Here is a 12,654-nt window from a genome sequence, read left to right as displayed (position 1 = left end):
GGGGGCCTACTTCCCCGGCAGCCCGTGGACGATCGGGAAGAACGTGTCCTTCCAATCCTTGGGCTCGGCCTTGATGGTTTTCATGGCGTAGAAGTGCCGGGCCTGGAGCATGATGCCGTAGGGGGTCGTGGAGAAGTTCGTCCCGGGCTCCTTCATGATCTCGACGAGCGTCTCGGGCGGGGTCTTCTCGTTGGTGGCCGCCACGTAGTCCTTGGCGGCTTTCAGCGGATCCTTGGCGATCTCGCCATTGGCCTCGTCGATGGCGGCCACAATGGCGGCGGCGAGCTTGGGGTTGCGGTTGAACCAGCCGGTCCGGGCGTAGAAGATCGCGTTGCTCACCGGCTCGCCGACGAGTTCATAGGAGTTCAGCACCTTGTGGATCGCCGGATCCTGCAGCTCGCGCTGCTGGAACGGCGGCAGCGAGAAGTGGCTGTTGACCTCGTTGTGCGGGCTCGCGAGCGCCGCCACCGCGTCCGGGTGGCCGAGCTGGACTGTGAGCGGGTCGAGCTTGGTGGCGTTCTCGGGGCCGAAGGCCTTCTTGGCGGCGATCTGGAGCAGCACCGCCTGCGAGGAGACCTTCACGGAGGGCAGCGCGATCTTGTCCTTGGACGAGAAGTCCTTGAGTTCCTTCACGTCCGGGTTGCGGGTGAGCAGCAGCATCGGCGTCGAGCCGACCCCGCACAGGCCCTTCACGTCGCCCTTGGTGCGGTCGTTCAGCAGCAGCATGTTGGTGGAGCCACTGTCGACGATGTCGATGTTGCCCGAGAGCAGCGCGTCGTTGCCAGCCGCGCCGCTCGTCAGGTTGACCCACTCCACCGTGACGTCCCCGAGGCCCGCCGCCTTGGCGTGCTTCTCGATCAGCTTGTGCTGCTCGGCCAGCACGGCGGGCAGGTAGACGAAACCCGGCTGCCGGCTGATCCGGACCTTGGCGTCGTCGGCCCGCGCGGGGATGGCGAATACCAGCCCGGCCAGCAGGAGGGCCGGTCCCGCCCGCAGGAGCCGGCGGCGGCCCGGCAGCAACGAGCCCGTCCGCGACGTACGCACCATGACGCTTCTCCCTGTGGCCCGGCGGTGTCCTCTGCAGGAGCCCGGGCTTTCGTTGGACCGGGAGTGGACAGGCTCCAGCCGGTGCGCGCAAGGCCTACCTTCACGGTCCGCTAACGCAGACGCTGCAATATTCCGCAAAGTGTATTCATTATCGCGGGGGCGCGGGTGAGGATCGGCATCGGGGCGAAGCTCCACACCATCACGGCTGCCGCGCTGGTCGGCATCGTCGCGGTCTCGGGCGTCGGGCTGTTCAGCCTGAAGGCGCAGGTCGAGCAGGACCGCATGGCCAAGACCCGCAATCTCACCGACGTGGCCTACGGGGTCGCGGCCTATTTCGAGGGCGAGGAGCGGGCCGGTCGCCTGTCCCGGGCGGACGCCCAGGGCGCGGCGATCCGGGCCCTGAAGAATCTTCGCTACGACAGCCAGGAGTATTTCTGGGTCAACGACATGCAGCCCCGCATGGTGGCCCATCCGATGAAGCCCGAGCTGGAAGGGAAGGACCTCGCCGCCGTGCAGGACCCGACCGGCAAGCGGCTGTTCGTCGACTTCGTCGAGACCGTGAAGCGGCAGGGCCAGGGCTTCGTCGATTATTACTGGCCCAAGCCCGGCGCCGACGCCCCCGTGCCGAAGCTCTCCTACGTGCGCGGCTTCGCGCCCTGGGGCTGGGTGATCGGCACCGGCATCTACGCCGACGACACCGCGGCGATCCTGTGGGGGGCGGCCTGGAAGGCCGCGGCCGGGATGCTCGTGGTCGTGGCGCTGATCGGCCTGCTGGCGGCGCTGATCGGCCGGCGCGTGACGCAGCCGCTCCTGGCGCTGAACCGGGCCATGCACCGCCTCGCGGCGGGCGAGACCGGCGCTCCCGTGCCGGCGCGGGAGCGCACCGACGAGATCGGCGCGATGGCGGGCGCCGTGCAGGTGTTCAAGGACGCGCTCATCGCCAAGGCCGAGACCGATACCCGCGCCGCCACCGACGCCGAGGGGAGCGCCCGCCGGGCGCAGGCCCTGGACCGCCTGACCCGGGCCTTCGAGACGCGGGCGGCCGATCTCAGCCGCGGGCTCGCGGCGGCGGCCTCTGAGCTCGAGGACACGGCGCGGGCGCTCACCGACACCGCCGCGCGCACCACCGAGCGCTCCGGCGCGGTCGCCGCGCAGGCGGCCGGAACCTCGGCGGATGTCGAGACCGCCGCGGCGGCCACCGAGGAGATGTCGGCCTCGGTCCAGGAGATCGCCGGGCAGGTGCAGCGCACCTCGGAGATCGCCGGCCGGGCCGCCGCCAGCACCCGCCAGGGCGAGGCGACCGTGCGGGCGCTCGCCGCCGGCACCGACAAGATCGGCGACGTGGTCGGGCTGATCGCCTCCATCGCCGGCCAGACCAACCTGCTCGCCCTCAATGCCACCATCGAGGCGGCCCGCGCGGGCGCGGCCGGCCGCGGCTTCGCGGTGGTGGCCTCCGAGGTGAAGGCGCTGGCCGAGCAGACCGCCAGGGCCACCGAGGAGATCTCTGGCCAGATCGGGCGGATCCAGGGCGAGACCCGGGAGGCGGTGTCGGCGATCGGCGAGGTCGGCCGGACCATCGAGGAGATGCGCGCCATCGCGGTCGGGGTCGCGGCCGCCATGGAAGAGCAGAACGCGGCGATCCACGAGATCGTGCGCGGGGTGGCGAGCGCCGCCACCGGGACACGGGGCGTGTCGGCGAACGTCGTCGACCTGCGCCGCGGGGCCGACGAGGCCGGGGCGGCCTCCGCGCAGGTGCTCACGGCCGCGCGCGGTCTCGCTCACGGATCGGAAGAGCTCGATCAGGCGGTCAAGGCGTTCCTGGCGCAGGTGAAGGCGGCCTGAGCCTCACTCGTCGCGGACCTATTCGCAGACAAAGCGGAGCGTGCCGGCGCGGCGCGTCGGCCGGCCGGTATCGTTCGTGTGGTTGACGCCGTCCATGACCGGCACCTCTGGAAAGTCGAAGGGGCTCACCCCGTCGAGGCACGCCACGTTGACGGCGTAGAGGTTCCGGTCGGACCGCCGCTGATGATGGGTGTAGATCCCGCAACGGGCGCAGAAGAAGTGCTCCGCTGACCCGGTGTGGAAGCGGTAGCGCGTCAGCGCCTCCGCGCCCTGCAGGATGGTGATCCCGCCCATCTCCGCCATGGCGACGACGGCGCCGCGCATCCGGCAGTAGGAGCAGGTGCAGCGGCGGATCGAGTCGAACCCATCGCTGAGGGTCGCTTCGAAGCGCACGGCGCCGCAATGACACTGGCCGGTCCGGATGGTCCTGTCGCCCACGCTGCCTCCCCGCCTGTCCCGAAGCCCGGCCGAACCTATTCCCGGGCCCGGAACCGGACAATTCTCGATGTCTCACGCGCCGTGTGAAGAAACCTCACGCTCCGGACAGGGTGCAGCTGCGCGCGGGAACGGTCTGCGCCGGATTGCACGACTCGACACCGCTGTTCCGGGCTCGCCTGCGACGCCCCGGAACGGCGGGCTGGGTGTCCTTGGGGCGACGATGTTCACACATCTCCGTTCGAGAACGAGAGCGATCGTTTCCGCGTCTCCCTCCCCGCAGAGGGGGGAGGGAGACGCGCGCATCCCGCTCATTCTCCTCGTCCCGAGGGAAGATGTGTGCGTTCGGTAACCCTCACCGGTCGCCACAGGTCGCGCCCGATCCCTCACCCTCCGGAAAACCCTCGCACCGCGGCGCGCACCAGGGCGTCGATCATCGGGCGCACGTCGTCCATGGCGATGGGCCCGAGGCTCCCGAGATCGGCGAGGTAGGCCATGCCGTGGACGCTCGACCACAGCGCCCGGGCCATCACGGGGATCTCGGCCTCGGCGAGCCGGCCGCCGTCGCGCAGGACGTCCTCCAGGATCCCGAACAGGGCCGCGATATCCGCCTGCACGGCCTCCGGCGCCGCCACCGTCCGCCGCTCGAAGACCGCCGCCCAGGCGGCATGGTTGGCGGCCGCGAAGGCGAGATACGCGTCGGCTAGGCACAGGAGCCGGTCCTCCGTTCCGCCGGCCGGGCAGGCGGCCAGCGCGGCCGCGAGCGTGTCCCGGAGACGGTGCATCGTGACCGCGTTGGCCTCCAGCCGCAGCAGTTCGAGGCTCTCGAACTGCGTGTAGACCGAGCCGACCGCCGTGCCGGCCCGCTCGGCGACGCTGCGGGCCGTCAGCGCCGCCGCGCCGCCCGCGTCCAGGATCGCCACAGCCGCATCGATGAGCGCTTGGCGATCCGCTGCCCGGTCGGTCTGCCCCTTCCGCGGACGACCGCGCTCTTTTTTCTGAACAATGTTCATTTTATGCCTTGCGGATGCTGCAGGCCCGTGATTAGCTGTTTTTTGAACGACGTTCAATTAAACCTGGACACGGTCCGGGGCGCCGTTCCGCGAGGTGAGCCGTGATGCGAACCCTCTCCATCCTGATGCGCGGCGCCATCGCCGACAACGCCCAGGCGATCCACGACGCCAACGCTGTGACGATCCTGCGCCAGCAGATCCGCGACGCCGCGGGGGCGCTGGCGACCGCCCGGCGGGAACTCGCCGTGGCGCTCGCCTACCACGCCGCCGAGGCGCGGGCGCTCGACGCCATCACCGGGCGCATCGAGACCCTGTCGGACGGGGCGCGCCGGGCCCTCGCCGACGGGCGCGACGACCTCGGGACCGAGGCGGCGACCTTGATCGCGGCCCTCGAGGACGAGCGGGCCGACCGGCAGGACGCCGCCGACCGCTTCGCCGCCGAGACCGAGCGGCTGAAGCGCCTCGTCGCGCAGGGCGCCGAGCGTCTGCGCGACCTGGACCGCGGCCTCCAGACCGCCCGCACCACCGAGGCGATGCGGCGGGCCGGGCTCGAGGGCCGCCGGGTCACGACGCTCTCGGCCGGCGCCCTCGGCGAGGCCGAGCGGACACTGGCGCGCCTGCGCACGCGGCAGGCCGCCGAGGCGGACGTCGCCGAGGCCCTGGCGGATCTGGAGACCGCCGCGACGGCCGGGATCGAGGCCGACCTCGACGCGGCCGGCTACGGCCGACGCCGCACGGACCCGCGGGCGGTGCTCGACCGCCTCCGGGCCGGGGCCTGACCACCCTGCCCTTACACCCGCCTTCACCCACAGGAGCATGCACGATGACACCGCAGATGCCGCACACCGCCGCCTGGAAGACCTTCACGCTGGTCAGCTTCGCCGCCGCGGCCGCGATGCTGACGATGGGGATCTTCTTCCTGCCCGCCGACATCTGGATCAAGGGCTACCTCGCCATGGCGGCGATCTTCCTCACGGGCACGACCTTCACCCTCGCCAAGACGCTCCGCGACGAGCACGAGGCGAGCCGGTTGATCAACAAGATCGAGGATGCCGCCGCCGAGCGGGTCCTGCGCGAGGCGGTGCCGGGCCGGCTCTGAGCCCGGGTCGCCGAGCGACGGCGCGGCCGGTCACGATTTCATCGCGCTGTGACAGTCCCACGCCTTGAGTTCGCGTCTTCCCGCGCCATCCTGCCCCCCAGCCGGTCGGGAGAGCTGGCCGGGGAGGATCTCGATGGCGCTTGGATCTGCTGACGCGACCCGTGGCGCGCGCCGTGGCACAGGCGCGCCCCCCGCCGGTCCGGGCGCGGCCCAGGCTGGCGGGGCCCTGGAGCGGCTCGGGATACGCTTCACCAACTGGGCGGAGCGCTGGTTCCCGGACGCCTTCATCTTCGTGGCCATCGCGGTGGTGATCGTGGCGCTGGGTGCGCTGGCCAACGGCGCGCCGGCGGCCGCCGTCGCCAAAAGCTTCGGGGACGGATTCTGGAGCCTGATCCCCTTCACCATGCAGATGGCCTTCGTCACCATCGGCGGCTACGTCGTGGCGGTGTCGCCGCCCGTTCAGGCGCTGATCGAGCGCATGGCCCAAGTCCCGAAGACCGGGCGCGGCGCCGTCGGCTTCGTGGCCGGCGCCACCATGATTTCGTCCTTCCTCAGCTGGGGGCTCAGCCTGATCTTCGGCGGCCTGCTCGTGCGCGCGCTGGCCCGCCGCGCCGACCTGAAGATGGACTACAGGGCCGCGGGGGCGGCGGCCTATCTCGGGCTCGGCGCCACCTGGGCGCTCGGCCTCTCGTCCTCGGCGGCGCAGCTCCAGGCGAACCCCGCGAGTCTCACGAAGACCCTGCTCGCCATCTCCGGGGTGATCCCGTTCAGCGAGACGATCTTCCTCTGGCAGTCGATGCTGATCGCCTTGATCCTGTTCGTGGTCTCCATCGCCATCGCGTATGCCTCCGCGCCCCGCCGCGAGACCGCCGTCACCGCCGAGACGCTCGGCGTCGATGTCACCCGCGAGACCAACGACATCCCGCCCGCGCGCCAGCCCGGCGAGTGGCTGGAGCATTCGCCGATCCTGACGATCCTGCTCGTGCTGATCGCCGGCGGCTGGATCGTGCAGGAATTCGCCCGCCAATCCTGGATCGTGGCGATCTCGAACCTCAACACCTACAACCTGCTGTTCCTGACGCTCGGCCTCCTGCTGCACTGGCGGCCCAAGCGCTTCCTCGGGGCGGTGGCGAAGTCGGTGCCGGCCACCGCCGGCATCCTGATCCAGTACCCGCTCTACGCGGCGATCAGCGGCATGCTGACGGTGCCCAAGAACGCCGCCGGCACGTCGGTGTCGGATGCGATCACCCACGCCTTCGTCAGCCTCAACACCACCGGCACCTTCCCGCTGACCATGGGCGTGTACTCGGCGATCCTGGGCTTCTTCGTGCCCTCGGGCGGCGGCAAGTGGCTGCTCGAGGCACCCTACGTGCTGCAGGCGGCGAACGAACTGAAGGTCCATCTCGGCTGGGCGGTGATGATCTACAACGCCGCCGAGGCGCTGCCGAACCTGATCAACCCGTTCTGGATGCTGCCGCTGGTTGGCATCCTCGGCCTCAAGGCGCGCGACATCGTCGGGTTCAGCTTCCTGCAGCTGATCGTCCACCTGCCGCTGGTGCTGTTCCTGCTCTGGGCATTGGCGTTCACGCTGACCTACCACCCGCCCGTCATGCCGTGAGCACCTCAGCAGAGCGCACCGCCCGTTACGAAAACCCCTTGATCCGATAGCGTGAGCCCGGGCCGGACGTTGACGGCGACGGGCCCGCGGTGAGAGGCGGTAGGCGTCAGATCGAGTCCGCGCGCCAACGACGCGGACCGAAGGAAACGCCGGGCCCGCGCGCCCGCTTCGAGAGGGCCGCCATGTCGCTGTTCCGCTATCCCCTGTCCCGCCGGCACTTCCTGGCGACGGGCTCAACGGCTCTCCTCGCCGGCACGGTGGCGGCGCCGCACGTGGCGCGGGCGCAGCGGGCGGACTTCACCTACAAGTACGCCAACAACCTGCCCGACACGCACCCGATGAACATCCGCGCCCGCGAGATGGCCGAGGCCCTGCGCACGGAGAGCGGCGGCCGGTTCGACCTCAAGATCTTCCCGACGAGCCAACTCGGCTCCGACACCGACACGCTGAGCCAGCTGCGCTCGGGCAGCGTCGAGTTCTTCACGATGTCGCCGCTGATCCTGTCGACGCTGGTGCCCAACGCCTCGATCAACGGCATCGGCTACGCCTTCCCGAACTACGAGGCCGTCTGGCCGGCCATGGACGGCGAGCTCGGCGCCTGGGTCCGCCAGCAAATCGCCAAGGCCGGCCTCGTCGCCATGGAGAAGATCTGGGACAACGGCTACCGCCAGACCACCTCGTCGACCCGGCCGATCGCCACGCCCGACGACTTCAAGGGTTTTAGGATCCGCGTGCCGGTCTCGCCCCTCTGGACCTCGATGTTCAAGGCCTTCGACGCGGCGCCGGCCTCGATCAACCTGAACGAGACCTACTCGGCCCTGCAGACCAAGATCGTCGAGGGCCAGGAGAACCCGCTCGCGGTGATCGCCACGACCAAGTTCTACGAGGTGCAGAAGTACTGCTCGCTGACCAACCACATGTGGGACGGCTACTGGTTCCTGGCGAACCGGCGCGCCTGGGAGCGGCTTCCGCCCGACCTGCGCGACATGGTGGCCCGCCACATCAACGCCGCCGGGCTGAAGGAGCGGGCCGACGTCGCCCAGCTCAACGCCAACCTCCAGGCCGATCTCACGAAGAACGGCATGGTGTTCAACAAGCCCGATCCCGAGCCCTTCCGCGACAAGCTGCGCAAGGCCGGCTTCTACGCCGAGTGGAAGGGCCGCTACGGCGACGAGGGCTGGTCGCTGCTCGAGAAGGCCTGCGGGAAGCTGACCTGATGGGTGCCGCGGGGGCGCCGCGCGGCGGGGTCGCGCCGTGCTCCCGGCGGGTGATGAACCTCGCGCATTTCCTGCGCCGGTCCGCGCGCCGCCTCCCGGCTTCGGTGGGTCTCGCCTGGGGCTCCCGCACCTGGACCTGGGCGGAGCTCGACGCCCGGGTCGACGCCATGGCGGCGGCCCTCGCGGCCCGCGGCGTGACGAAGGGCGACCGCGTGCTGGTCCAGGCGCGCAACGGCAACCCGCTGTTCGAGTCGATGTTCGTCTGCTTCCGGCTCGGCGCCGTCTGGGTGCCGGCCAACTTCCGGCAGACGCCCCCCGAAGTCGCCTATCTCGCCGGCGCCAGCGGTGCCACCGCTCTGATTTGCGGGGCCGGATTCCCGGATCACGCCGCCGCGATCTGCGCTGCCTGCCCGGATCTCCGGGTCGTGGTCGAGATCGGCGGCCAAGCCTCCGGGACAGACCACGCCTTCGGGGCCGATTACGACGGCCTCGTCGCCGACCATCTGGGCCAGGCCGCGCCCACCGCCGACGTCGCGCACGACGACCCGTGCTGGTTCTTCTTCACCTCGGGCACGACCGGGCGGCCGAAGGCGGCGGTCCTCACCCACGGCCAGATGGCCTTCGTGATCACCAACCACCTCTGCGACCTGATGCCGGGCACCACCGAGGCCGACGCCTCGCTGGTGGTGGCGCCGCTCTCGCACGGGGCCGGCATCCATCAGCTCGCGCAGGTCGCGGCCGGCGCGAAGACGGTGCTGACCGAGGGCGAGCGGCTGAACCCCGAGGAGGCCTGGGCCCTCGTGGAGCGCTGGCGGATCACCAACCTGTTCACCGTGCCGACCATCGTGAAGCTGCTGACCGAGCATCCGGCGGTGGCGGCGCACGACCATTCCAGCCTGCGGCACGTGATCTACGCGGGCGCGCCCATGTACCGGGCGGACCAGCAGCACGCCCTGCGGGTGCTGGGCCCGGTGCTGGTCCAGTATTTCGGGCTCGGCGAGGTCACCGGCAACATCACCGTGCTGCCGCCGCGCCTGCACGCGGCCGAGGACGGGCCGGGCGTGAAGGTCGGCACCTGCGGGATCGAGCGCACCGGCATGCAGGTCCAGATCCAGGATGCGGCGGGGCGCGAGCTCCCGGCGGGGGAAACCGGCGAGATCTGCGTCTGCGGCCCGGCGGTGTTCGCGGGCTACTATGACAAGCCGGAAGCCAACGCGGCGGCGTTCCGCGACGGCTGGTTCCGGACAGGCGATCTCGGCCATTGCGACGCGGAGGGTTTCCTGTTCATCACCGGCCGCGCCTCGGACATGTACATCTCCGGCGGCTCCAACGTGTACCCGCGCGAGATCGAGGAAAAGCTCCTCACGCACCCGGCGATCACCGAGGCGGCGATCCTCGGGGTGCCGGACCCCGCCTGGGGCGAGGTCGGCGTGGCGGTCTGCGTCCTTCGGGCCGGAGCGTCGGTGGCGGAGGCGGAGCTGATCGCGTGGCTGTCCGCCGCCATCGCCCGCTACAAGCTTCCGAGACGGGTGTTCTTCTGGGAGGCGCTGCCGAAATCCGGCTACGGCAAGGTGACCAAGCGCGCGATCCGCGAGGAACTCGAGGCGCGGGGCGACCTGCCCCTCGACGGACAGGCGAGGCCGCAAGCCCGATAAGGCTTCCGGCGATCCGCTTGGTTGATGCGCCCCCGTCTTTGCGAGCGCCGCGAAGCAACCCAGGGCCGCGCGACTTCGCAGAACGTGGCGCCGCTGGATTGCTTCGCTGCGCTCGCAAAGACGGCGGTGGCGAGATCGGCACCGCGTGCGGAATACGGGTTCATATCCCTCTGCGCACCTCATGATCGCGCTGCATGACAGCTCAGAGATACAGCCCCTGACAGGTCCCCGGAGCCTCGCGCATATTGCGGCGCAGCAAACCGGGCGCCCTGCCCGGTCAGGACCGGGATCGGGCACGATGACCACCCTCGCGAACCTCGTCAGCCGTCTTGAGGGTGCGGTGCGGCGCGCCGCGGCCGAACGCTATGCCGAGCAGCGCGCGCGGATCGTGCGCACCGGCGGCGCCGGCATGATCTGACCGCGCCCACTCCCCCGGTCGGACGGCTTCACAGGAAGCCGATGGAGAACCAGGGGACGAGGATGATGACGAGCAGTCCGACCAGCAGGGCGAGGATGTAGCCGACGATGGGGCGCATGCCGGCGTCGGGGTGGATGCGGCTGATGGCGCAGGCGGCGTAGTAGGCATGAAGGACTCGAAGGTGATCGTCGCCATCAACAAGGACGAGGACGCGCCGATCTTCCAGGTGGCCGATTACGGCCTCGTCGGCGACCTCTTCCAGGTCGTCCCAGAACTCCAGGCCGAGATCGCCCGCAGCCGAGCCTGAACCCGAGGCCGTCACCCATACGCCAGAGCTGATCACCACTGCCGCTCGGCAGCCGACAAGCGGCTTGCCGGTGATTGCCGGCCGTTCCGCTCAGCTTATGGCCAGCCGGCCGAGCGCCTGAGCCGGCCTGTCCGGCTCGACGACGCGTGGGATCGGCCGGGCACGAGCCGTCAAGGCCGGGTGCGCGGCGGTGCGGGCGCGGGACGACGGTGACGTTGGAGCTGGCGCGTTGCCGCTGATGCGAGGCTCGCGATGTCAAGCTCAGGGCACCCACCCGCCGATCTGGCCGCGATATACATGCGGACTCCGTTTCGCATCGATGCGCGTTTCGATGAGCTGGTATGCCTCAATCTGGCGGCGACCCTTGTCCCCGGCCTCGGATGAACTGTTTGATCGTTGCTGTACATGCTGATTTCTCTCATATCAATCAAGAATACGATCGTTCAGAATAGTTTTCTGATTTCGCCGAGAAAATTGCGATATCGATCGCGAACAAGGGCTCTGCCACATCAGGGCGCTTGCTTGAGTAACGGGTGATATTAATCTACAAAGTATATCAAGCTCTTTTCAATGATTGTGTCTGACGTACAGCATGTAAAAATAGTCATGATCATTAATTTATTTGACTAGATCCTAAGAGTTCACGACAGTCTCGACAACCTTATCTTCTTGAAGTGGGAAAGCAGACGCATCCGAGGTCGACTTACGGGCATGCGGTGATGTAAGTGACGGATTGCAGAGCGGGACAGGACGTCACCTTATGAAAGTGGCCATTATCCATTATTGGCTGGTTGGAATGCGGGGTGGGGAAAAGGTAATCGAGTCGCTGTGCAGGCTTTTTCCGACCGCAGATATTTTCACGCATGTCTATGATCCGGAAGCGACTTCTGAAGCGATCAAGGCGCATCAGATCAAGACCTCGTTCGTCGGTCGCCTGCCAATCGCGACAAAAAAGTATAAATCCTATTTGCCGCTCATGCCGATTGCGCTGGAGCAGATCGATCTGAGAGGGTACGATTTAATTATTTCGAGTGAATCGGGCCCGGCCAAAGGGATCATATCACCGTCTGACGCACTGCATATTTGTTACTGTCATTCCCCGATGCGGTACATCTGGAACATGTACCACGATTATCGGGAGCGTGCCGGCCTGCTGACACGCTGGCTGATGCCGCCCGCCGCGCATTACATGCGCAATTGGGATGCCGTGTCGGCAAGCCGCGTGCACGCGTTCGTCGCGAACTCGTCCACGGTCGCGAGACGGATTGAGACGTATTACAATCGTCAGGCGACGGTCATTCACCCGCCGGTGGATACGGCGGCCTTCGAGGTCGTGCCGCCGCACATGCTCGAAGATTACCATCTCATGGTGGGCGAACTTGTTCGATACAAGCGCCCGGAGCTCGCGATCGAGGCGTTCAATAGATTGCAGAAACCGCTTGTCGTCATCGGCGGCGGGGAGATGCTGTCGGAGCTGAAGAGCATTGCGGGGCCGCAGGTCAAGCTCCTCGGTCCTCAGCCATTCCATGTCCTGAAGCACCATTACGCCCGATGCCGGGCGCTGATCTTCCCCGGTGAAGAGGATTTCGGGATCGTTCCCGTCGAGGCTATGGCCAGCGGACGTCCGGTGATCGCGTTCGGCAAGGGCGGTGCGACTGAGACGGTCGTCGACGGCGTGACGGGCACCTTCTTCCACGAGCAATCCGTCGATGCCCTGATCGATGCCGTTCGTCGCTGCGGCGAGATTCCCTTCAGCGTCGAGCGGATCGTTCAGCGAGCATCCGAATTTGGATCGGATCGATTCCTCAAGGAAATGGCCGACTTCATATCCAAGACCCAGTCGTCGCGACGTCTCCCTTAATCGGACCGGCCGTCTTTCGCGTTCGCCCTGAGAGGCTGGAGCGACCGCCGGCAGATCCTTCCTGCTCTGACGGTTTCGAGTTGCCGCAACAGGTCCGCGTTCGCTTTCCCGGTGATGGGCGTGGGGGCGGGCGACGTGGCGA

11 protein-coding genes are annotated in these 12,654 nt (G+C 68.5%); 8 read left to right on the top strand and 3 right to left on the bottom strand.

Going from position 1 to position 12,654, the window contains the following annotated elements; translation table 11 throughout:
• Positions 1–6: 6 nt before the first annotated feature.
• Positions 7–1,047 (bottom strand): ABC transporter substrate-binding protein, encoded by a 1,041-nt coding sequence (locus tag MMSR116_RS04040; RefSeq protein ID WP_051072314.1) that lies wholly within the window; start codon positions 1,045–1,047, stop codon positions 7–9.
• A 165-nt stretch (positions 1,048–1,212) separates the two neighbouring features.
• Here MMSR116_RS04040 and MMSR116_RS04035 point away from each other — a divergent pair, with 165 nt between their 5' ends.
• Positions 1,213–2,889 (top strand): cache domain-containing protein, encoded by a 1,677-nt coding sequence (locus MMSR116_RS04035; protein ID WP_039894794.1) that lies wholly within the window; start codon positions 1,213–1,215, stop codon positions 2,887–2,889.
• Positions 2,890–2,907: 18 nt separating this feature from the next.
• Here the strand turns inward: MMSR116_RS04035 and MMSR116_RS04030 are convergent, their stop codons facing one another.
• Positions 2,908–3,327 (bottom strand): GFA family protein, encoded by a 420-nt coding sequence (locus MMSR116_RS04030; RefSeq protein WP_010687145.1) that lies wholly within the window; start codon positions 3,325–3,327, stop codon positions 2,908–2,910.
• A gap of 383 nt (positions 3,328–3,710) precedes the next feature.
• Positions 3,711–4,337, bottom strand: coding sequence for a TetR/AcrR family transcriptional regulator (locus MMSR116_RS04025; protein WP_010687144.1), 627 nt, complete (start codon positions 4,335–4,337; stop codon positions 3,711–3,713).
• A gap of 104 nt (positions 4,338–4,441) precedes the next feature.
• Here MMSR116_RS04025 and MMSR116_RS04020 point away from each other — a divergent pair, with 104 nt between their 5' ends.
• The 7 genes from MMSR116_RS04020 to MMSR116_RS03990 all read left to right on the top strand — a co-directional run bounded on the left by MMSR116_RS04020 (position 4,442) and on the right by MMSR116_RS03990 (position 12,512).
• Entirely contained in the window at positions 4,442–5,116 is a 675-nt protein-coding gene (locus tag MMSR116_RS04020; RefSeq protein WP_010687143.1) for a PspA/IM30 family protein, read from the top strand.
• A 44-nt stretch (positions 5,117–5,160) separates the two neighbouring features.
• Positions 5,161–5,436 (top strand): YiaA/YiaB family inner membrane protein, encoded by a 276-nt coding sequence (locus tag MMSR116_RS04015; protein WP_010687142.1) that lies wholly within the window; start codon positions 5,161–5,163, stop codon positions 5,434–5,436.
• 133 nt (positions 5,437–5,569) lie between these two features.
• The gene (locus MMSR116_RS04010) at positions 5,570–7,054 is read left to right on the top strand and encodes a short-chain fatty acid transporter (RefSeq protein ID WP_010687141.1); all 1,485 of its coding nucleotides are present in this window, start codon (positions 5,570–5,572) and stop codon (positions 7,052–7,054) included.
• A 182-nt stretch (positions 7,055–7,236) separates the two neighbouring features.
• Positions 7,237–8,271 carry a TRAP transporter substrate-binding protein gene (locus MMSR116_RS04005; RefSeq protein WP_010687140.1) on the top strand — a complete coding sequence of 345 codons (1,035 nt, stop codon included), beginning with the start codon at positions 7,237–7,239 and terminating at the stop codon, positions 8,269–8,271.
• Positions 8,271–9,926 carry an acyl-CoA synthetase gene (locus MMSR116_RS04000; RefSeq protein WP_010687139.1) on the top strand — a complete coding sequence of 552 codons (1,656 nt, stop codon included), beginning with the start codon at positions 8,271–8,273 and terminating at the stop codon, positions 9,924–9,926. The genes MMSR116_RS04005 and MMSR116_RS04000 overlap by 1 nt, the downstream gene beginning before the upstream one ends.
• Positions 9,927–10,510: 584 nt before the next feature.
• Positions 10,511–10,651 carry a hypothetical protein gene (locus tag MMSR116_RS03995; RefSeq protein WP_280178358.1) on the top strand — a complete coding sequence of 47 codons (141 nt, stop codon included), beginning with the start codon at positions 10,511–10,513 and terminating at the stop codon, positions 10,649–10,651.
• A 760-nt stretch (positions 10,652–11,411) separates the two neighbouring features.
• Complete coding sequence (locus MMSR116_RS03990; protein ID WP_010683620.1) at positions 11,412–12,512, top strand: glycosyltransferase; 1,101 nt, start codon at positions 11,412–11,414, stop codon at positions 12,510–12,512.
• Positions 12,513–12,654: the final 142 nt, after the last annotated feature.

The sequence above is a fragment of the Methylobacterium mesophilicum SR1.6/6 genome (assembly GCF_000364445.2).
Classification (GTDB): domain Bacteria; phylum Pseudomonadota; class Alphaproteobacteria; order Rhizobiales; family Beijerinckiaceae; genus Methylobacterium; species Methylobacterium mesophilicum_A.
The sequence above is the reverse complement of the archived record's forward strand: the minus strand, read 5'-3'. Positions and strand labels throughout refer to the sequence as shown.